General features: G+C 69.8%; 17 protein-coding genes. 10 read left to right on the top strand and 7 right to left on the bottom strand.

Translation table 11 applies throughout. The annotated features are described in order from the left end of the window. The first annotated feature begins 16 nt into the window (after window positions 1-16). Window positions 17-925, top strand: a complete 909-nt coding sequence (locus LGM42_RS30045; protein ID WP_059574869.1) for a LysR family transcriptional regulator — start codon at window positions 17-19, stop codon at window positions 923-925. Between the two features lie 182 nt (window positions 926-1,107). On the opposite strand, the gene LGM42_RS30040 is transcribed toward LGM42_RS30045, so the two are convergent. The 5 genes from LGM42_RS30040 to LGM42_RS30020 form a co-directional block, all read right to left on the bottom strand. Next, complete coding sequence (locus tag LGM42_RS30040) at window positions 1,108-2,595, bottom strand: mechanosensitive ion channel family protein (protein WP_226234161.1); 1,488 nt, start codon at window positions 2,593-2,595, stop codon at window positions 1,108-1,110. 111 nt (window positions 2,596-2,706) lie between these two features. Next, window positions 2,707-3,126, bottom strand: coding sequence for a DoxX family protein (locus tag LGM42_RS30035; RefSeq protein ID WP_226234160.1), 420 nt, complete (start codon window positions 3,124-3,126; stop codon window positions 2,707-2,709). Window positions 3,127-3,279: 153 nt separating this feature from the next. Further along, complete coding sequence (locus tag LGM42_RS30030; protein ID WP_226234159.1) at window positions 3,280-5,085, bottom strand: winged helix-turn-helix domain-containing protein; 1,806 nt, start codon at window positions 5,083-5,085, stop codon at window positions 3,280-3,282. Window positions 5,086-5,509: 424 nt separating this feature from the next. Further along, window positions 5,510-6,331 carry an alpha/beta fold hydrolase gene (locus LGM42_RS30025; protein ID WP_226225489.1) on the bottom strand — a complete coding sequence of 274 codons (822 nt, stop codon included), beginning with the start codon at window positions 6,329-6,331 and terminating at the stop codon, window positions 5,510-5,512. 70 nt (window positions 6,332-6,401) lie between these two features. Beyond that, window positions 6,402-6,827 carry a DUF3331 domain-containing protein gene (locus LGM42_RS30020; protein WP_059574860.1) on the bottom strand — a complete coding sequence of 142 codons (426 nt, stop codon included), beginning with the start codon at window positions 6,825-6,827 and terminating at the stop codon, window positions 6,402-6,404. Between the two features lie 366 nt (window positions 6,828-7,193). Here LGM42_RS30020 and LGM42_RS30015 point away from each other — a divergent pair, with 366 nt between their 5' ends. After that, window positions 7,194-8,174 (top strand): alpha/beta fold hydrolase, encoded by a 981-nt coding sequence (locus LGM42_RS30015; RefSeq protein WP_059574858.1) that lies wholly within the window; start codon window positions 7,194-7,196, stop codon window positions 8,172-8,174. A 98-nt stretch (window positions 8,175-8,272) separates the two neighbouring features. On the opposite strand, the gene LGM42_RS30010 is transcribed toward LGM42_RS30015, so the two are convergent. Further along, the gene (locus tag LGM42_RS30010; RefSeq protein ID WP_124659113.1) at window positions 8,273-9,853 is read right to left on the bottom strand and encodes an MFS transporter; all 1,581 of its coding nucleotides are present in this window, start codon (window positions 9,851-9,853) and stop codon (window positions 8,273-8,275) included. A gap of 83 nt (window positions 9,854-9,936) precedes the next feature. On the opposite strand from LGM42_RS30010, the gene LGM42_RS30005 reads away from it, so the two are divergent. Next, entirely contained in the window at window positions 9,937-10,989 is a 1,053-nt protein-coding gene (locus tag LGM42_RS30005) for an HlyD family secretion protein (protein ID WP_226234157.1), read from the top strand. Beyond that, window positions 10,986-12,422, top strand: a complete 1,437-nt coding sequence (locus tag LGM42_RS30000) for an efflux transporter outer membrane subunit (protein WP_226234156.1) — start codon at window positions 10,986-10,988, stop codon at window positions 12,420-12,422. Before LGM42_RS30005 ends, LGM42_RS30000 begins: the two co-directional genes overlap by 4 nt. A 40-nt stretch (window positions 12,423-12,462) precedes the next feature. On the opposite strand, the gene LGM42_RS29995 is transcribed toward LGM42_RS30000, so the two are convergent. Then, window positions 12,463-13,734, bottom strand: coding sequence for an NAD(P)/FAD-dependent oxidoreductase (locus LGM42_RS29995; RefSeq protein WP_059574852.1), 1,272 nt, complete (start codon window positions 13,732-13,734; stop codon window positions 12,463-12,465). A 234-nt stretch (window positions 13,735-13,968) separates the two neighbouring features. Between LGM42_RS29995 and LGM42_RS29990 the strand changes: the two genes are divergently transcribed. The 6 genes from LGM42_RS29990 (at window position 13,969) to LGM42_RS29965 (ending at window position 19,359) form a co-directional block, all read left to right on the top strand. After that, window positions 13,969-14,241 carry a UBP-type zinc finger domain-containing protein gene (locus LGM42_RS29990; RefSeq protein WP_060310506.1) on the top strand — a complete coding sequence of 91 codons (273 nt, stop codon included), beginning with the start codon at window positions 13,969-13,971 and terminating at the stop codon, window positions 14,239-14,241. 156 nt (window positions 14,242-14,397) lie between these two features. After that, on the top strand, window positions 14,398-14,877 hold the full coding sequence (locus LGM42_RS29985; protein WP_226234155.1) for a VOC family protein: 480 nt from the start codon (window positions 14,398-14,400) through the stop codon (window positions 14,875-14,877). A gap of 1 nt (window position 14,878) precedes the next feature. Beyond that, window positions 14,879-16,102: an FAD binding domain-containing protein gene (locus tag LGM42_RS29980; RefSeq protein WP_226234154.1), complete on the top strand. Its 1,224-nt coding sequence runs from the start codon at window positions 14,879-14,881 to the stop codon at window positions 16,100-16,102. A gap of 73 nt (window positions 16,103-16,175) precedes the next feature. Next, window positions 16,176-16,535 carry a DUF485 domain-containing protein gene (locus LGM42_RS29975; protein ID WP_226234153.1) on the top strand — a complete coding sequence of 120 codons (360 nt, stop codon included), beginning with the start codon at window positions 16,176-16,178 and terminating at the stop codon, window positions 16,533-16,535. Continuing rightward, window positions 16,532-18,214 (top strand): cation/acetate symporter ActP, encoded by a 1,683-nt coding sequence (gene actP / locus LGM42_RS29970; RefSeq protein WP_226234152.1) that lies wholly within the window; start codon window positions 16,532-16,534, stop codon window positions 18,212-18,214. Before LGM42_RS29975 ends, actP begins: the two co-directional genes overlap by 4 nt. After that, window positions 18,211-19,359, top strand: coding sequence for an amidohydrolase family protein (locus LGM42_RS29965; protein WP_226234151.1), 1,149 nt, complete (start codon window positions 18,211-18,213; stop codon window positions 19,357-19,359). Before actP ends, LGM42_RS29965 begins: the two co-directional genes overlap by 4 nt. Window positions 19,360-19,541 lie beyond the last annotated feature (182 nt).

Genomic DNA, 19,541 nt, shown 5'->3' with positions numbered 1-19,541 from the left:
CCTACCGGAATTTGCGATGAAGCTGTCATTCGAAGCGCTCGAAGCCCTGGACGCGATCGACCGCACCGGAACCTTTGCCGAAGCGGCGGAACTGCTGCATCGCGTGCCGTCCGCGCTGACCTACCTCGTGCAGAAACTTGAAAGCGATCTCGGCGTGGCGCTGTTCGACCGCAGCGGCCGGCGCGCGAAGCTCACGCATGCGGGACGCATCGTCGTCGAGGAAGGCCGCCGCCTGCTGCGCGCGGCCGAGCAACTCGAGCTGAAGGCGCTGCGTGCGCAACAGGGCTGGGAAACGGAAGTGCGCGTCTGTATCGACGAAATTCTGCCGTTCGGCGCGCTGTGGCCGTACGTCCACCGCTTCTACGCGCTCGGAATGGACACGCGGCTGCGGCTGTCGACCGAAGTGCTCGGCGGCGCGTGGGATGCGCTGATTTCGCGGCGGGCCGATCTCGTCGTCGGCGCGGCGGGCGAACCGCCGGAATTGCCGGGCATCGTCGCGCGGCCGATCGGCTCGCTCAGGCACGTGTTCGCGGTCGCGCCGTCCCATCCGCTCGCGGCGTTGCCCGAACCGCTCGCGATGGCATCGGTCGTCCAGTATCGCGGCGCGGTGATCAGCGATACGTCGCGCGAATTGCAGCCGCAGTCGGTCGCGATCGATGCGGGCCAGCCTTACCTCGCGGTACCGACGCTGGCCGCGAAACTGGAAGCGCAATGCGAAGGGCTCGCGGTCGGCACGCTGCCGGAATGCATCGCGGCGCGCGCGATCGCCGACGGCAAGCTCGTCGCGCGCCAGGTGACGGGCATGCGCGACACCACGCACTGCTATCTCGCGTGGCGCGGCGACGAGGCGGGCCGCGCGCTGCACTGGTGGGTCGAGCAACTCGACCAGCCGGATCTCGTCGAGCGTTTCACGACACCCGACTGACGCGCCCGTTCACCGCCCGTCGGCACGCCGGGGCCGCACGCGCTGCCCCCCGGCCGCCCGCCGATGACTGACGGCCCGGCATCGCACGCGTCACGCAGCGCCCCGGCACGGCGCCACGCGCCGCGACGGCAAGCGCACGTCCATCCCGTCCCGCCGGCGACCCTCGCGATCCGCGCCGCGCGTCAGCCGAGCGAATCGTGCAGCCGCTTCATTTCCTTCTCGAGCCATCCGATCAGGCTGAACCCCGCGTGCGCCTGCTCGACCGGCGGAATCATCATCCTTTCCTCGGTCGCGACATGTTCGGTGAGCGACTCGCACATCAGCCTGCCGAGCGCCGGCTTCCTGCCGATCAGCGCCGCCAGATCCTCGCTGCGAAGCTGATGCACGGTCATCGCGGTCACCGCGTGGACGGTCGCATGAAGCCGCGTGCCGGCGAGCACGACCGACTGCCCGATCGCATCGCCGGGCGCCATCCGACGGACTTCGACGTCGCCCGCCGCACCCGGCACGAACACCGCCGCGACGCCCGATTCGACGATCGTCAGCACGCGCGACTCGGCATTCGACGCATAGATCACGTCGCCCTTGCCGAACGAACGCGATACCAGCGCATCGGCCAGCACGGCCAGATCGTCGTCGTCGACGCATGCGAACAATTCGACCGCCCGCAACAGCGGCAGCCGGCGCGATACCGGATGCGCTTGCGATGTCGATGGCGACGCACACGCCGGCGCGGCTCCCGCGAGCGGCCGCCACGCGACGCCCGCCGCGGCCAGGTGCCGATGCGCGAGATCGTAGAGCGCGTTGCGCACGGTGGTTTTCTTCTGCAGTGCGTCGACGTAACAGACGAGTTCGTACTGGATCGCGTTCGCGCGGAACGCCTTCACGACGGCGATCGGCGCCGGGCGCGCGAGCACGTCGAGCGAACTCGCCGCGGCCCGCTCCAGTGCGCCGACGGCGACGGCCGGCCGCACCGCGGGATCGAGGTCGAGCGCGAGCGTGACGCCGTGCAGGCCGGCCGGCTCGCTGAGGTTCACGATCGTGGCGCGCGCCGCCGCGCTGTTCGGCACGACGACCAGGTTGCCGAGGCTGTCGATCAGCTTCGTCGCGCGCCAGTTGCTCTCGACGATCCGCCCTTCGAGCTCGCCGATCGACACCGTATCGTCGAGCCGGAACGGTTGCGTGGTATTCAGCACGAGCCCGGAGAACACGTCGTTCAGCGTGTTCTGGAGCGCGAGACCGAGTATCACCGCGACGGCGCCGGAGGTCGCGACGAGGCCGCTCAACGGCAGGCCGAGCACGTAGCCCAGCGCGGCCACCGCGGCCGCGCCGAACACGATGCCCGCGGCGATGTCGTGAAAGAGCCGCTGGCTGTGCCACGCACGCGGCAGCAGCAGATGATTGAGCAGCAGGCTGAACACGATCGCGCACTGGAGCCACCATGCGATGCAGATCGCCTGGACCGCGATCCGGTCGAGCCCGCCGATCGATGCGGGCACCGCGAGCGGGCTCACGCCGGTCGCGAACAGCACGGCGCTCAGCGCGGCGAACGCCGCACAGCGCCGGATCGCGCGCGTCACGGGGCGCGCGTGCCCGAACAGCCGCCACGCGGCGAGATCGGCCAGCACGATCGGCGCGCCGTAGATCGCCGTATCGGAGAAATTCAACATGTCGGATCGCCAGCGCGGCGCGCGAAAGGGTCAAGGCGGCAAGACGAACGTCGCCGCGGGAACGGAATCATCGGACGCATCGCGTGCCGACCGCCGTCGCGCCGGTCGCGGCTAGTCCCGCCGGCGCGCGACGCCCGGCAACGGCAACACGTAGCGGCCGGCGCCGGCGATCGCGATCGTGCCGAACAGGATCAGCAGCATCCATGCGAACTGCGCATCGCGCAGCGGCCAGTCCGGGTGCACGCACACCAGCGCGACGAGCGTGACGATCATCACCGGCAGCGCCGCGAGCCTCGGGTACAGGCCGACGATCATGAAGATCGGGCACACGACCTCCGCGAAGATCGCGAACACGATCGACAGCGTGCGGCCGAGATGGAACGGATCCTCGATGGCGGCGGCTTCGGCCGTGTAATGCAGGATCTTCGGCAGGCCGTGAACCACGAGCAGCAGCACGCTGGCCGATACACGCAGGAACAGCAGGCCGAGATCGGTCGCGTGGCTGGAAAGGTCGGAGTGGGCAGGATTCATACGGCGTTTCGTCGATTGAGCGGGATGCACGGCGGCGTGCGCCGGGTGGCATGCCGGCGCCCGCCGTCCAGGCAATCTACGCGTGCCGCCTGCCGCTGTCCTGTATCCGGGCTGAATCGTTCTGAAACAGGCGAGCGGCGCGCGAACCCGGCGTCACGACTCGCGCGACGGCAACTCGGCCTCGGCCGCATCGAATCCGAGCGCGTGCACTTCCGACCACGCATCATGCGCAGCCTGCGTCGACTCCGCCGTATGCGCGAGCGCAGCCGCATACGCGGCCAGCAAGCGCACGCGCGCATCGTCGGACACCAGGGCGGCATCCGCGTCGCGCGTCGCATCGAGCGCGACGCGCGCGCGCTCCCGACATTCGTCGACGAGCGACAGATCGAACAGGCAAGGCACCGCGACGGCCGCGAGCGCGATGCCGAGCGCCGCGTCGCCGCGCGCCGAAAATGCCCAGTCGAGCGCGGCACGCAGATTGCCGAGTTCGCACCGGACCGCGTCGAGCCGGGTCGTGCCGCCCGGCTCGACGCCAGGCTGCTCGCCGCCGTGGGTCGCGCTCCGGAACAGCGCGAGGAAGTAGGCCGCATGCGCGCGGGCGGCAGCCTCGCCCTCGCCGTGACTGTCGAGCTGCTGTTGCGCGTAGGCCCGCGTGGTCGTCAGCAGCCGGTAGCGCGGCGCGCCGTGCGCGGTCTCGAGGATCAGCAGCGACTTCGACACGAGGCCGGCGATCGTATCGAGCAGGTCGGCGCCGGCCAGCCCGTTGGCGCCGACGACCTCGCGCACGGCCTCGATCGCGAAGCTGTCGCGGAACACGCCGAGCCATCGCAGCAGCAGGCGCTCGGACTCCCCGAGCAACCGGTAGCTCCAGTCGTACATCGCCTGCAGCGTCTGATGGCGCGGCAACGCGGTGCGAAATCCGCCGGTCAGCAGCCGGAAGTGATCGTCGAGATGGGCGGCCAGCACGTCGATGCCGAGCACGGCGGCGCGTGCCGCGGCCAGCTCGATCGCGAGCGGCAGGCCGTCGAGGCGGCGGCAGACCGACGCCATCAACGACAGGCTGCGCGCATCGAGCGGAAAGCGCGGATCGGCCGCGCGGGCGCGCGCCGCGAACAACTGCACCGCGCTCGCGCTCATCGCCTCGTGATCGCCGGCGTCTTCGCCCGGTATGTCGAGCGGCGGCACCGGGCACACGCGCTCGCCGTGGATGCGCAGCGATTCCCGGCTCGTCGCGAGGACGCACAGCCCGTCGTCCGCATCGGTGAGCGCGCTCGCGATCCGCGCGGCGGCATCGAGCAGGTGCTCGCAGTTGTCGAGCACGAGCAGCATTCGGCGCCGCGCGACGCTGGCGAGCACCGCTTCGAGCGTCAGCGAGCCGGTCGGCTGCGTGATGCCGAACGCGCCGGCGAGCGCGTCCGGCACGAAGCGCGGACACGCGACGGTGGCGAGCGAAACGAATACGGTGCCTTCCGCAAATCGCGCGTCGGCGCGCGCCGCCGCTTCGATCGCGACGCGCGTCTTGCCGATGCCGCCCGCGCCGACGAGCGTCACGATGCGCGCCGTGCGCAGCGCGTCCAGCACGTCGGCGACCGTCTGTTCGCGGCCGAACAACGCGCCCGGCGCGGCGGACGGCCGCCACGTGGCCGGGCGCACGGGCGCGGCGCCCGCGTCCTGCCCGGAAACCAGCCGATAGCCGCGACCGGGTACCGTCACGATCAGGTTCCGGTCGCCGGCCAGCGCCTTGCGCAGCGATGCGATGTGCACCTGCAGGTTGTTTTCTTCCACCACGGTGTGCGGCCACACGCGCTGCATGATTTCATCTTTCGATACCAGCGCACCGTTCGCCCGAATCAACAGTTCGAGAATTTCGAATGCGCGGCTGCCGATGCGCAGCAGCTTGCCGTTCGAACGAATTTCACGTCTGTCGAGAAAAACGTGAAGTGTTCCAATCCGGATCATGGGAATTTCTTGAGGGTGACATTCAACGGCGCCCGGCTGAAATCGGGTGCCGGTTCGCCATCAATGCTACGGTATTTGCATGATCGAATGATTCAAATTATCAGAATGGACGGCTCGAATTTTTTGAAATGACGAAAATGCCGCGGCGGGCGCGGCGCCCAACGCGTCCGCATGCACCGGCATGCGGCACGACGATGCCCGTTTCATGTGCAAATCATGGATGCGCCCATGAACGCGATTTCGATATATCAGACGAAATTGCCGAGCGGAAATGCCGAGCGCGGAAATGCCGCGCATTTTCCTTTTCGATTCGCCCGGCCGATTCCCGATTCATTTTCCGCTCGATCCGTTGCACCGGCCGAATATCCGCGGGATTATCGGCATCGCCTCGATTCGATTCGCCGCGCGGCGCCGCGGCGCGCGCTCAGGACCGCGCGAACGCCAGCAGCTCGTCGTTCAGCCGCGTCGCGTGCGTCAGGTAAAGCGCATGCGGACCGCCTTCGTAGACGCTCAGCGTCGCATGCGGGACCAGCTTCGCCGTCGCGGCGCCGGTCAGCGCGAGCGGAACCGTCTGGTCGTCGTCGCCGTGAATCACCCGCGTCGGCACGTCGAATCGTTGCAGGTCGGCCCGAAAATCGGTCTCGGAAAACGCGCGAACGCAATCGAGCGTGCCCTTCAGCCCGGCCTGCCACGCCATGAACGACGTCCAGTCGAGCGCGGCGCGCGAAACCGTCGAACCGTCGCGGTTCGACCCGGTAAAGAGGGGCCAGAAGCCGTCGAGAAAGGCGGCGCGATCGGCAGCGATGCCCGCGCGAATGCCGTCGAAGAGCGCGACGTCCACGCCTTCCGGATGATCGTCGCGGCGCGCGATGAGCGGCGTCACCGAACCGATCAGCACCGCCTTCGACACGCGCTTCGTGCCATGCCGGCCGATGTAGCGGGCCACCTCGCCGCCGCCCATCGAAAAGCCGACGAGCGTCACGTCATGCAGGTCGAGCGTGTCGAGCAGCGTCGCGAGATCGTCGGCCAGCGTGTCGTAGTCGTAACCGCCCCACGGCTGGCCGGAGCGGCCGAAGCCGCGCCGGTCGTACGCGATGCAGCGCAGGCCGTGCGACGCGAGATGGTGCATCTGCACGTCCCACATGTCGGCATTCAGCGGCCAGCCGTGAATGAACACGACCGGGCGGCCGCTGCCCCAGTCCTTGTAGTGAATCGACACGCCGTCGCGGGTGGTGAACGTGCTCATGAGGGTTCCTTCCGAATAGGGAAGCCGCGCCCGCGGATGTGGGCGCGGCCGAAGCGTGCGGCGCGGCGCGTCATGCCCGGGACTGCCGGGCGGCGAACTGCTCGAGCGCCGCCGCGAGAATCATCTCGCGGCAGTTCGCGGGGCGTCTCTCGCCGCGCCATTGGGGTTTGTAGATCACGTCGCCCACCCGGATCGGTTGCCCGGTGAGCGCGCAGCGCGCCAGCCTGCGCGCCTTCGCGCAGATCCAGCGTTGCTCGTCGTAGCGGCAGCGCGTCGGATCGCTCCACGACACCAGCATCGACGAATCGGTCTGCCGCTCGACGGCGACGATCGCGCTGCGGCGGCGCACGTCGCCGCTCGATGGCGTCGGCGCGTCGTCCCGATGCGGGCGACACGAGCCGTCCGCGGTCCGCTCGCGCGGCATCATCCGGAGGCTCGCGGCGGGCGACGGCCTGAGCGACGTAATCATGTGCTCCCAACGATTGAAGGCGTCCATGGCGGCTTATCCAGGCAAGTGACGGGCGGTGCGGGCGTGGCGGGCCCGCTCGCGTCGCGGCAAACGCACGACGGGTGACCCGATGCTGACGATAGTCGCCGTGCGCTGAAGAGTCCCGGTCGCGCGCTTAATTTTTCTGCAGTGCGGCAATGCCGCTCGCGGCGCCGCGGCGTTCAAGAAAATTCAGCCGGATTTCAGTACGGCGCGCACCGCGCCGGGATACGCTCCTGACGGCATTCGTTCGTCCGCGCGCACCAGCCGACGCGACGGCGCACGCCGGACGGCCGCCGGGCGGGATGGCCGCGGCCGGCCGCCACCGATCCACCATCCCGCGCGGCCTCGCCGCCGCACACCTCAGGAGTCCAGATGCATCCCGAACAGACCGACGCCGTTTCGTCGGCTCGCCGCCGCGACATGCTGCTCGCCGGCGCGACCGCCGTCGCGGCCGCCGCGCTGCCCGCGATGGCGGCCGCGGCCGGCACGCCCTCCCGCCACCCCTCTTCCGCGCATTCAGGAGCGCACACGATGAACACGATCACCACGAAGGACGGCACGCAGATCTACTTCAAGGACTGGGGCAGCGGCCGCCCGGTCGTGTTCTCGCACGGCTGGCCGCTGTGCGCGGACGCGTGGGACGCGCAGATGCTGTTTCTCGTGCAGCACGGCTATCGCGTGATCGCGCACGATCGCCGCGGCCACGGCCGTTCGAGCCAGCCGTCGAACGGCAACGACATGAACACGTACGCCGACGATCTCGCCGCGCTGCTCGACGCGCTCGACGTGCGCGAAGCGACGCTCGTCGGCCACTCCACCGGCGGCGGCGAAGTCGCGCGCTACATCGGCCGGCATGGCACGAAACGCGTGTCGAAGGCGGTGCTGATCGGCGCGGTGCCGCCGCAGATGGTGAAATCGGCGACCAATCCCGGCGGCCTGCCGATGGAAGTATTCGACGGCATCCGCAAGAACGTCGCGGAAAACCGTTCGCAGTTCTACAAGGATCTGGCCGTGCCGTTCTTCGGTTTCAATCGCCCGAACGCGAAGGTGTCGCAGGGCACGATCGACGCATTCTGGTCGCAGGGGATGATGGGCGGCATCCATGGCCAGTACCTGTGCGTGAAGGAGTTTTCCGAAGTCGACTACACGGACGACCTGAAGAAGATCGACGTGCCGACGCTCGTGCTGCACGGCGACGACGACCAGATCGTGCCGATCGACGATTCGGCCCGGCTGTCGTCGAAGATCGTGAAGCACGCGGTGCTGAAGGTGATCGAAGGCGGCTCGCACGGCATGTGCGTGGTGAGCGCCGACCGCATCAACGCCGAGTTGCTCGCGTTCCTGCAGGCGTAAGCCTGCCGTCCGTCGCGGCGGCGCGCATGCCGCCGCGACGGACGCCGCAGGTGCCGTTCAGGACTTTTCAGGACATTTCAGCCCGCGCGGCGCCGCACTCACGGCGCCCGCACCGGGCGCAACAGGATGCCGAGCAGTGCGCCGGCGAGCGCGAACGCCATCGCCACGCGAAAGTTGTCGGCCAGCGCGAGCGTCGTGGCCTGCACGCGCACCGCACGATCGACGAGCGCATAGGCCGCCTCGTTGCCCGTCGCGAACGTGGCGCCGTGCGCCACCAGCGACGCCGCGCCGGCCCGCAGCCGTTCGAGCGTTTCCGGATCCGACAGCGACACATGCAGACCGACGAGATTCGAATGGGTAGCCTCCCTGATCCGCTGAATCACCGCGATCGACGTCGTGCCGAGCTGCCCGCTCAGCAGGCGCGTCGTCTGCACGACCGCGCCGAACGTCAGCGCATGCTCGGCCGTCACGTGCCTGCCGAAGAAGACGATGACCGACGTGAGCGCCATCGTCTGGCCGAGCGCCTGCAGCAATTGCGACGGAATGAAGTCGGGTTCGGCCCACACCGGCGTGAGCCGCGAGCCGAGCGCGAACGCGATCGCCACCACCGCGAAGCCGGCGACGATCAGCCGGCGCGGGTCGACACGCTGCAGCAACAGCGCGACGCACGGCGCGAACAGCAACTGCGGAATCGCGATCCAGCGCAGCGTATCGCCGATCTGCAGCGGGCGCAGCCCGTACGTACTCGCGAGGAACAGCGACGGGATGAAGCTCGTGTTGAGCACGGTGAAGCGCACGAGGCCGACGAGCACGATCAGCAGCGCGACGTTCGGCCGCGCGAGGTAGCCGAGATCGATGCCGGCGCGCGGCGACGCGAGCTCGTGGATCAGGAACGCGGCGACCATCAGGATGCCGACGGCCAGCAGCGCGACGATCAGCGGCGACTGCAGCCAGAACAGCCGCTCGCCCTGGTCGAGCGCGATGCACAGGCAGGCGAACCCGCCCGCGCCGAGCAGCATGCCGCGCGCGTCGATGCCGGACGCGAAGCGCTTGACCGGCTCGTCGGCGAGCGACAGCATCAGGCAGGCGATGAACGGCAGGGTCAGCACCGCGTTCTGCCAGAACAGCCAGCGCCAGCTCAAGTGCTCGCTGTACCAGCCTTCGAGCGTGGCCGACAGGTTCAGCGACATCTCGAGATTCATCGCATACGCGGCGATGCCGAACGGAATGAGCCGCGGCGGCAGCGTGCGCACGACGAAGCCGATCGTCAGCGGCACGAACACGCCCGATGCGCATCCGGCGAGCGCCTGAAACACGATGAACGCGCCGAATCGCGTGCAGAGCGGCAGCACGCTTTCGGCGCAGAGAAACACCACGGCGCCCGCGAGCAGCACGCGGCGTGTGCCGAACAGGTAGGCCGCGGCGATCGCCAGCGGCCCGACGAACATCTGCGACGCGGTAAATGCGGTGTTGATCCACGCGCCTTCGTCGACGCCGATGCCGAGCGCGCCGCGCACGTCGGCCAAGCCGAGCGACGTGATGCGCGACGTCAGCGTCGCGATGACCGCACCGAGCAGCACGGCCGCGATCGCGGCGATCGACCGGAACGTCGGAACGTCGGAGGCCGCGCCCGCGGCCGGCCCTGGCGCGGCGCTGCCGGTGGCGAACGTCGTGTTCATCGTCGAGCGGCTCCCGTTTGTCAAGCTGGCGCAAGCATAACGCGATGCGCCGAATCCCGTCCGTACGATGGAGTGTGCCGATCATGACCCCGCCCTCGCCCGATACCCGATCTTCCGCGGCCTCCGCACCTTCCACGCCCGCGCCCGCGCGCTCGCGCCGGCCGGCCGTCGTCGCGATCGCCGTGCTCGCGCTGCTGCTCGTCGCGTTGCTCGTGTACGAGTTCGACGCACGCGATCGCGGCACCGACGACGCGTACGTGACCGGCCACCTGCACGTGATCTCGCCGCGCGTGGCCGGCACGGTCGAGCGCGTGCTCGTCGACGACAACCAGTTCGTGCATGCCGGCGACGCGCTCGTGCAGATCGACCGCCGCGATTTCGACGTGCGCGTCGCGGCGCAGCGCGCACGCGTCGCACAGGCACATGCCGATGCGAGCCGCGCACGCGCGCTGATCGAACAGGCGGACGCGGCGCTCGTGTCGGCGCACGCCGATGCCGAAAAAGCCGAACTCGATTACGCACGTGCCCGCGAGCTGACCCGCGAGACGCCGCGCGGCTTGTCGAAGCAGGAGTTCGATGCGGCCGATGCCGCACGCAAGTCGGCCCGCGCGCGCGTCGCGGCGGCCGACGCGCAACGGCGCAGCGCCGCCGCCGCCGCTCAGGCCGCCGATGCCGCGTCGAGCCAGAACGATGCCGAGCTGCGCGACGCGCAGTTGCAGCTCGGGTACACGACGGTCGTCGCGCCGTCGGACGGCTACGTCGGCAAGAAGACCGTCGAGACCGGCGAGCATGTCGCGCCCGGTCAGGCGCTGCTCACGCTGGTCGAGCCGCATCCGTGGATCGTCGCCAATTTCCGCGAGACGCAACTGCGGCACGTGCGCGCCGGCGACGCCGTGCAACTGCGCTTCGATGCGCTGCCGCAGCGCGTGTTCACCGGCCGCATCGACAGCCTGTCGCCCGCGACGGGCGCGCAGTTCGCGCTGCTGCCGCCCGACAACGCGACCGGCAATTTCACGAAGGTCACGCAACGGGTGCCCGTGAAGATCCTGCTCGACGGCCCGGCGGCGACGGAACCGCGCATCCGGCCCGGGCTATCGGTCGTCGTCACGCTGCAACCCGGCGGTGAATCGCGATGAAGCGCGCATGCATCCTCGTCGCCGCGAGCGTGCTGGCCGCGTGCTCGATCTCGCCGCAGCCGCTCGCGCCCGTCCCGGTCGGACACGACGGGTTCCGCCATGCCGATCCGTCGACCGATGCGGGTGCGCCGTCGCTCGCGGCATGGCCCGCGTGGTTCGGCGATCCGCAGCTCGGCCGCCTCGTCGACGCCGCGCTCGCGCACAACCTCGATATCCGCGCGGCGGCCGCGCGCGTCGACCAGACGCGGGCGCTGCTCGGCATCCGCGATGCCGCGCTCGCGCCGACCGTGCGCGTCGATCCGTCGTTCAGCCGCACGCGCGTATCGGGCACGGTCGACAACGCGCTGCCGAAGCGGACGATGCACAACTGGTCGGTTCCCGTCGCCGCGAGCTACGAAGTCGATCTATGGGGGCGCTTGCGCGGCGACGCCGACGTCGGCGAACAGAACGTGCTGCAGGCCGCGGCCGATCGCGATGCGATCCGCTTGAGGATCGCGACCGAAGTCGCCGTCGACTACCTGACGCTACGCTACGTCGACGACGATCTCGCGACGCTCGACAGAGCGATCGGGCTGCGCCGCACCGCGCTGGACGTGATCGCCGCACGCGTGCGGGCCGGCGCGGCGAGCGACCTCGACGGGCTGCGCGCGTCGGCCGACCTCGATACCGCGCATGCCGATCTCGCGGAAAGCCGCCGGCTGCGCGACAACCTCGTCGACGCCATCGCGGTGCTGACCGGCGTGTCGCCGACCGCGTTCGACGTCGACACGCGCGCCGTGCCCGTGCGCGTGCCGGACGTGCCGGCCGGGCTGCCGTCCGCGCTGCTGGCGCGACGCCCCGACGTGTTCGCGGCCGCGCGGCGCGCCGATGCGGCGTCGCTCGAACTGGGCATCGCGCGCACCGCGTGGTTGCCCACGCTGACGCTGACCGCCGACGGCGGTTTCGCCACTCGCGACCTGCGCTCGTTTCTCGACCGCAACAGCTCGCTGTGGAGCCTCGGCGCGAACGTCGCACTGACGCTGTTCGACGGCGGCAAGCGCGACGCGGCGGTTGCCGCCGCGCGGGCCGGCACGGACATCGCCGACGCGAACTATCGCGCGACGGCGCTCGGCGCGCTGCGCGACGTGCAGGACGCGCTCAACGACATCGCCGCGCAAAAGGAACGGATCGCACGCTACGCCAGCGCCGCGCACGCGACCGACGCGGCGGCGCGCCTGTCGCTGAGCCGTTACGCGCACGGTTACGTCAGCTACCTCGAAGTCATCGATGCCGATCGCGACGCACTGAACGCGCGGCGCCAGCTGATTCACAGCCGGCAGGCGCTCGCGATCGCGACGGTGAGCCTCGTGCGTGCGTTGGGCGGCGGGTGGACGCCGCCGGCGCGGACGGGCCGTGACGGGTCGCGCGATTCGACGCAGGCCGACGCCGGATGAAACCGCGATCCGGGGCGGTCGCGACGCCTTCGCACACGCGTCAGGCCCTCGCGAGGCGATGTGCGTCCTCGCCGAGAAACCGGTGCACGAAGGTCACGGCCATCGCGCCTTCGCCGACCGCCGACGCGACGCGCTTGACCGACCCCGATCGCACGTCGCCGGCCGCGAACGATCCCGGCACGCTGGTTTCCAGATGGTACGGCCGGCGCTCGAGCGGCCACACGCGCTCGAACGCCGGACAGTCGTACAGGTCGCCGCCGGTCACGAGATAACCGTCCGGATTGCGGATGATGTCGGTGTCCTTCGCCCAGTCGGTATTCGGCGCGCCGCCGATGCACACGAACAGGCGCGTGGCCGGCAGCCGTTCGCGCGTGCCGTCCGCCGAGCGAAGCTCGATCGCGTCGAGCCAGCCGTCGCCGTGCAGGGCAACGACGCTCGACTGGTAGCGGACCTCGATGTTCGGCGTCCGCTCGATCCGGTCGATCAGGTAGCGCGACAGCGTGTCGGCGAGCGACGCACCGCGCACGAGCATCGTCACCTGACGCGCGTGCCGCGAGAAATTCATCGCGGCCTGGCCGGCCGAGTTGCCGCCGCCGACGATGAACACCTGCTCGCCCGCGCACATCGGCGCTTCGCTCGAACCGGCGCCGTAGAACAGCCCCGCATTCAGGAACGCCGGCTCTTCCGGCAGGCCGAGGCTGCGATATTCGATGCCGGTCGCGCAGATGTTCGCGCGCGCGACCAGGGTCGACCCGTCGGCGAGCTCGACGCGGATCTTGCCGTCGACGAAGGTCGCATGCACGCCCTCGCGCATCGTCAGCAGCTCGACGCCGAACTTGACCGCCTGCTCGCGCGCGCGCTCCGCGAGTTCCGCGCCCGGAATGCCGTCGGGGAAGCCCATGTAGTTCTCGATCAGCGAACTCGTGCCGGCCTGCCCGCCCACCGCGCCGCGCTCGATCACGACCGCGCGCAGCCCTTCGGACGCCGCGTAGACCGCCGCCGACAACCCGGCCGGCCCGGCGCCGTAGATCGACACGTCGTATTCGACGAAGCGCGGCCGCGCGACCCAGCCGAGCCGCGCGGCGATGTCGGCCAGCGTCGGCTGGTACAGGCGCGAACCGTCCGGAAAGATCACGACCGGCAGCCGGATGTCGCGCAGCGGCGCGATACCGAGCTCGCGCGCGCAGTCCGCGTCGGACGTCAGCTCGCACCAGTCGTACGCGACCATGCGCCGCTGCAGGAAATCGCGGATCGCGTACGCGTCCTTGCTGTGCGGCAGGCCGACGATCCGGACCAGTTGCGACTGAATCATGCGCGGCTCCCGAAGAAATCGATGCTGGATACGGTCCGGCCGTCGCCAGGATAAAAGGGTGAGCCGGACGCACCGCGACTGTACGCCGCGCCGACGCGCCGCACGCGCGATTTCATAACAATTAAGGCGCGGCCGCCGCGCGGCGCCGCACAATGCGGCATCCCCGTCCCCGCTTGCGGCATCGCGCCGGCCGCGTCGCAAGCGTCGTTCCCCGCGCCGGCACCGGAGCGCAAGATGGCCAACGCCTGTACGCATCTCGACGAAGCACGCGTGCTCGACACCGACAAGGACTACTGCGAGGAATGCATCAAATCGGGCAGCGGCTGGGTGCATTTGCGGATGTGCCTGATCTGCGGACACGTCGGCTGCTGCGACTCGTCGCCGAATCGCCACGCGAGCCGGCATTTCCGCGACACCGGGCACCGGCTCGTCCGCTCGATCGAGCCCGGCGAGCGCTGGATCTGGTGCTACGAGGACGAAGTCGTCGCCGGCGAGGTGCCGTCGTAACGTGACGCGCGGCGCAATCGGCGCCCGTTCGTCGCCGATTCGCCCCCGGTTCCGGGCCAAGGGTTAACACGGCTGGATCACGGCTTTGCGCCGCGCCGTTTTCGGCCTAGAATTTATCGAACGATAACTTATCCTTCGATAAACAAGAGGTTCGCCATGCCTGTCTCGCGACTCGCGCATTACTCGATCCGCACGCCCGATCTCGAAGTCTCGTGCCGCTTCTACGAACGCGTGCTCGGCTTCAGACGCGGCTACCGCCCGCCGTTCGACTTTCCGGGCGCGTGGCTCTATCTCGGCGACGACGAAGCCGATTACGGCACGGTCCACCTGATCGGCATCGATCCGGCCAACCCCCACGGGCTGGCCGCGTATCTCGGCGACAAGCCCGTGCCGGCCGCGGGCACCGGCACCGTCGACCACATCGCGTTCGTCGCGACCGGCGTCGAGGCGATGTGGCGCACGCTGCGTGACGAGCGCATCGCGTGGCGCGACCGCACCGTGCCGAGCCTCGGTCTGCATCAGGTGTTCATCGAGGATCCGTCGGGCGTGACGATCGAACTGAACTACCCGGCCGCCGAAGTCGCCGGCCTCGACATGCGCGGCGCCGCAGCGGCCGCCGCCACCCGTGGAGACTGACATGCGCACCACTTCGACGCATCGCAAGGCCGCCATCGTCGGCGGCTCGCTGGGCGGGCTGTTCGCCGCGAACCTGCTGCTGCGCCACGGCTGGGACGTGGACGTGTTCGAGCGCGTGCCCGACGCGCTGTCCGGCCGCGGCGCCGGCATCGTCACGCATCCGGAGCTGTTCGACGTGCTGCGCGCGGCCGGCGTGCGCATCGACGCATCGATCGGCGTGAACGTCGAATCGCGCATCACGCTGGCGCAGGACGGTACGCTCGCCGCCGAGCGGCCACAGCCGCAGACGCTGACCGCATGGAGCAAGATGTACCACGTGTTGCGCGCCGCGCTGCCCGACCAGCACCATCACGCGGGGGCCGTCGTCGCCGACGTCGCGGACGGGCCCGAGCGCGCGACGCTCACGCTGGCCGACGGGTCGGTCGTGCATGCCGACCTCGTCGTCGCGGCCGACGGCTTCCGTTCGGCGATCCGCGAACGGTTGCTGCCGGACGCGCGCCTGCAGTACGCGGGCTATGTCGCGTGGCGCGGCCTCGTCGACGAACGCGAACTGTCCGGGCGCACGCATGCGGCGCTGTTCGACAAGTTCGCGTTCGGCCTGCCGCCGCACGAGCAGATCCTCGGCTACCCGGTCGCCGGTCAGCACAACAGCACGCAGCCCGGCGAGCGCCGCTACAACTTCGTGTGGTATCGCGCGACCCGCGAGGACACCGACCTGCCGAACCTGCTCACCGACGCGACGGGCAAGCTGTGGGCGGCCGGCATTCCGCCGACGCTGATCCGCCGCGACGTGCTCGCCGACATGGAAGACGCCGCGCATGCATTGCTCGCGCCGCAGTTCGCGGAAGTCGTGTCGCGCGCCGCGCAGCCGCTGTTCCAGCCGATCTACGATCTCGAGGTGCCGCGCATGGCGTTCGGCCGCATCGCGCTGCTCGGCGATGCCGCATTCGTCGCGCGGCCGCATTGCGGAATGGGCGTCACGAAGGCCGCGGGCGACGCGCTGGCGCTCGTCGGCGCGCTGGCCGCGCATGCCGATCCGCTCGACGCACTGCACGCGTACAGCGACACGCGCACCGCGTTCGGCGCCGCGATCGTCGAACACGCGCGCCATCTCGGCGCATACATGCAGGCGCAACTGAAGAACGACACCGAACGCGAGATGGCCGAGCGTTACCGCACCGCGGAAGTCGTGATGCGCGAAACGGCCGTGCCGCCGTCGCTCTGACCATCGACGGGCGCATGCACGACGTGTCGCGCCCGCCGCATCGCGCCCTATCCGATACCGACAAGGAGACACCGTGAACCGCTCGATTCCGGCTGCCGCCGGCCCCGCACCCGATCCGGACCTGCCCGCCGCGGCCACGCATCCGCTGCCGCGCGATGCCCGCTTCCGCCATCTCATCACGCGAAGGAGGCGATTCGCGTGGTCGCTGACCGCGGTCATGCTCGCGCTTTACTTCGCATTCATCCTGTCGCTGGCGTTCTCGCCGGCATGGCTCGGCCGGCCGATCGTGGCGGGCCGCCCGACCACGTGGGGTATCCCGGTCGGTTTCGGCATGTTCGTCGCGACGTTCGCACTCGTCGCGCTGTACGTGTGGCGTGCGAATGCGGTGCACGACGCGCTCGTCGCGTCGATCCGCGACGGAGGCGGCCAATGAAACGCACCGTCGCCATCCTCGTCACCGCGGCCGCGGTCGCCGCGGCGCCGGCGTTCGCGGCCGGCCCCGCCGCGCTCGCGCATCCGCACAATCCGGTCGCCATCGGCATGTTCGTGCTGTTCGTCGCGTCGACGCTCGTCATCACGCGCTGGGCCGCCCGGCAGAACCGCAGCGTCGCCGATCATTACGCGGCCGGCGGGCGCATCACCGCGCTGCAGAACGGCTGGGCGATCGCCGGCGACTACATGTCGGCCGCGTCGCTGCTCGGCATCTCGGCGCTCGTGTTCACGAGCGGTTACGACGGGCTGATCTATTCGGTCGGCTTTCTCGCGAGCTGGCCGATCATCCTGTTCCTGATCGCGGAGCCGTTGCGCAATCTCGGCAAGTACACGCTCGCCGACGTCGTGTCGTATCGGCTGCAGCAACGGCCGATCCGTGCGTTCGCCGCGTCGAGCTCGATCGTGATCGTCCTGCTGTATCTCGTGTCGCAGATGGTCGGCGCCGGCAAGCTCGTCGAGCTGCTGTTCGGGCTCGACTACACGGTCGCGGTGGTGATCGTCGGCGTGCTGATGGTCGTCTACGTATTCTTCGGCGGCATGCTCGCCACCACGTGGATCCAGATCGTCAAGGCCGTGCTGTTGCTCGCCGGCGCGGCCTTCATGGCGTTCATGGTGCTGAGCCGCTTCGGCTTCAGCCTCGACGCGCTGTTCGCGCAGGCGTTGCGCGTCCATCCGAAGCACGCGGCCATCATGCGGCCGGGCGGCCTCGTGTCCGATCCGGTGTCCGCGGTATCGCTCGGCCTCGCGCTGATCTTCGGCACGGCCGGCCTGCCGCACATCCTGATGCGCTTCTTCACGGTCGGCGACGTCGGCGCGGCGCGCAAGAGCATCCTCCATGCGACGGGCATCGTCGGGGCCGGCTATGCGCTGATCATCGTGATCGGCTTCGGCACGATCGCGCTCGTCGCGGCGGACCCGCGGTATCACGATGCGTCCGGTGCGGTCGCGGGCGGCGCGAACATGGTGGCGATCCATCTCGCGCATGCGGTCGGCGGCAACTTTTTCCTCGGCTTCATCTGCGCGGTCGCGTTTTCGACGATTCTCGCCGTGGTCGCCGGGCTGACGCTCGCCGGCTCGTCCGCGATCTCGCACGACCTCTATGCGAACGTGCTGCGCCGCGGCCGGGCGACCGACCGCGACGAAATGCGCGTCGCACGCGCGACGACGCTGGTGCTCGGCGTGCTCGCGATCGTGCTGGGCATCGCATTCGAGAAGCAGAACATCGCGTTCATCGTCAGCCTCACGTTCTCGATCGCCGCCAGCTCGAATTTTCCGGTGCTGCTGCTCTCGATCTACTGGCGCGGCCTGACGACGCGCGGCGCGGTGGCCGGCGGCACGATCGGCCTCGTCACGGCGGTCACGCTTACCGTGCTGAGCCCGACCGTCTGGGTCCAGGTGCTCGGCCATGCGCACGCGCCCTACCCGTACGAATATCCGGCGCTGTTCTCGATGGCCGCCGCGTTCATCGCGATCGTCGCGGTATCGGCCACCGACGGGTCGGCCCGCGCGCGACGCGAACGCGCGCGGTTCGACGCGCAGCTCGTCGCATGCGAACTCGGCACCCTGCCGCGCCACGGCGCGCGGCAACACGACAATCCCGACCTGGAGACGATTCGATGACCTGCCCCTGCTGTCTGTCCGCCGGGCGCCGCCGCATGCTCGGCGCGTTCGCCGCGCTTGCCGGCGCGGCCGTTGCCGGACGCCCCGCCGCGGCGGCGCAACCGGCGCCCGCGTCGCCCGTGTCGCCCGCGTCGGCCGCTTCGGCCACGCTGGCTGGCCGGCGTCCGCGCGCGATCGACATCCACGCGCATTACTACCCGGAAAGCTTCTGCGACCTCGTCGGCGGCGAAGGCCAGCGCTTCGGCGGCGCATTCGCGTGCGACGGCACGACGTTCACGTTCCGCACGCCGGCCGGCGGCCTCGGGCCGCTGCCGATGAAATTCATCGACGTCGATGCGCGGCTCGCGGACATGGACGCGTCGGGCGTCGACGTGCAGGCGCTGTCGCTGAGCGTGCCGATGGCGTACTGGGGCGACCGGCCGTTCAACGCGAAACTGGCGCGCGCATGGAATACGGCCGCGTCGCGCGTGCACCAGCAGCATCCGGCGCGCTTCGTCGTACTCGCGACGCTGCCGATGCTCGACGCGACCGACGCGATCGACGAGCTCGAGCGCGCGTCGACGCTGCCGGGCGTGCGCGGCGTGTACATGGGCACGAACATCGACAACCGCGACCTCGACGATCCGCGGTTCGCGCCGGTGTTCGCGCGCATCGAACAGCTCGGGCTGCCGGTGTTCCTGCATCCACAGCAAACCGTCGGCGGCGCGCGCCTCGGCGATTTCTACCTGAGCAACCTGCTCGGCAATCCGTTCGATACGGCCATCGCGGCCTCGCACCTGATCCTCGGCGGCGTGCTCGACCGCCATCCGGCGCTGCATGTCACGCTGCCGCATGCGGGCGGCGCGCTGCCGATCCTCGTCGGCCGGCTGGACGCCGGCTGGACCGTCCGGCCGGAAACGCGCCGGCTCGCGCACAAGCCGAGCAGCTATCTGCGGCGCTTCAGCTACGACACGGTGTCCCACTCGGGGCCGGTGCTGAGCTTCCTGATCGAGAACGTCGGCATCGACCGGCTGGTGCTCGGCAGCGACTATTGCTTCGACATGGGCTACGCGCAACCGGTGCGTTTTCTCGATCGGCTGGACCTGCCCGACGACCAGCGCGCGATGGTGCTCGGCGGCAATGCGGGCCGGCTGCTGCGGATCTAGCTGGCGCGCGCGTGCCGGATGTCGCCGAACCGGCCCAGCCCGCCGTTCAGAACGTTTCAGCCGGACTTCAGGAAATGATGCGGGCGTCTGCGTAGACTGGCTGCAAGAGCGACCGCGCTGGCCAGCCCGCGCGCCTTTTCGACTGATGGAGTGACGACGTGAATCCAGTTGCCAATTACCGC

The sequence above is a fragment of the Burkholderia sp. AU39826 genome (genome assembly GCF_020419965.1).
Taxonomy (GTDB): Bacteria; Pseudomonadota; Gammaproteobacteria; order Burkholderiales; family Burkholderiaceae; genus Burkholderia; species Burkholderia semiarida.
The sequence above is the reverse complement of the archived record's forward strand: the minus strand, read 5'-3'. Positions and strand labels throughout refer to the sequence as shown.

What these genes read in the sequence shown, in the direction of transcription:
- LGM42_RS30045 (WP_059574869.1), top strand. Translation starts at nt 17, where the DNA reads ATGAAGCTGTCATTCGAAGCGCTCGAAGCCCTGGACGCGATCGACCGC.
- LGM42_RS30040 (WP_226234161.1), bottom strand. Translation starts at nt 2,595, where the DNA reads ATGTTGAATTTCTCCGATACGGCGATCTACGGCGCGCCGATCGTGCTG.
- LGM42_RS30035 (WP_226234160.1), bottom strand. Translation starts at nt 3,126, where the DNA reads ATGAATCCTGCCCACTCCGACCTTTCCAGCCACGCGACCGATCTCGGC.
- LGM42_RS30030 (WP_226234159.1), bottom strand. Translation starts at nt 5,085, where the DNA reads ATGATCCGGATTGGAACACTTCACGTTTTTCTCGACAGACGTGAAATT.
- LGM42_RS30025 (WP_226225489.1), bottom strand. Translation starts at nt 6,331, where the DNA reads ATGAGCACGTTCACCACCCGCGACGGCGTGTCGATTCACTACAAGGAC.
- LGM42_RS30020 (WP_059574860.1), bottom strand. Translation starts at nt 6,827, where the DNA reads ATGGACGCCTTCAATCGTTGGGAGCACATGATTACGTCGCTCAGGCCG.
- LGM42_RS30015 (WP_059574858.1), top strand. Translation starts at nt 7,194, where the DNA reads ATGCATCCCGAACAGACCGACGCCGTTTCGTCGGCTCGCCGCCGCGAC.
- LGM42_RS30010 (WP_124659113.1), bottom strand. Translation starts at nt 9,853, where the DNA reads ATGAACACGACGTTCGCCACCGGCAGCGCCGCGCCAGGGCCGGCCGCG.
- LGM42_RS30005 (WP_226234157.1), top strand. Translation starts at nt 9,937, where the DNA reads ATGACCCCGCCCTCGCCCGATACCCGATCTTCCGCGGCCTCCGCACCT.
- LGM42_RS30000 (WP_226234156.1), top strand. Translation starts at nt 10,986, where the DNA reads ATGAAGCGCGCATGCATCCTCGTCGCCGCGAGCGTGCTGGCCGCGTGC.
- LGM42_RS29995 (WP_059574852.1), bottom strand. Translation starts at nt 13,734, where the DNA reads ATGATTCAGTCGCAACTGGTCCGGATCGTCGGCCTGCCGCACAGCAAG.
- LGM42_RS29990 (WP_060310506.1), top strand. Translation starts at nt 13,969, where the DNA reads ATGGCCAACGCCTGTACGCATCTCGACGAAGCACGCGTGCTCGACACC.
- LGM42_RS29985 (WP_226234155.1), top strand. Translation starts at nt 14,398, where the DNA reads ATGCCTGTCTCGCGACTCGCGCATTACTCGATCCGCACGCCCGATCTC.
- LGM42_RS29980 (WP_226234154.1), top strand. Translation starts at nt 14,879, where the DNA reads ATGCGCACCACTTCGACGCATCGCAAGGCCGCCATCGTCGGCGGCTCG.
- actP (WP_226234152.1), top strand. Translation starts at nt 16,532, where the DNA reads ATGAAACGCACCGTCGCCATCCTCGTCACCGCGGCCGCGGTCGCCGCG.
- LGM42_RS29965 (WP_226234151.1), top strand. Translation starts at nt 18,211, where the DNA reads ATGACCTGCCCCTGCTGTCTGTCCGCCGGGCGCCGCCGCATGCTCGGC.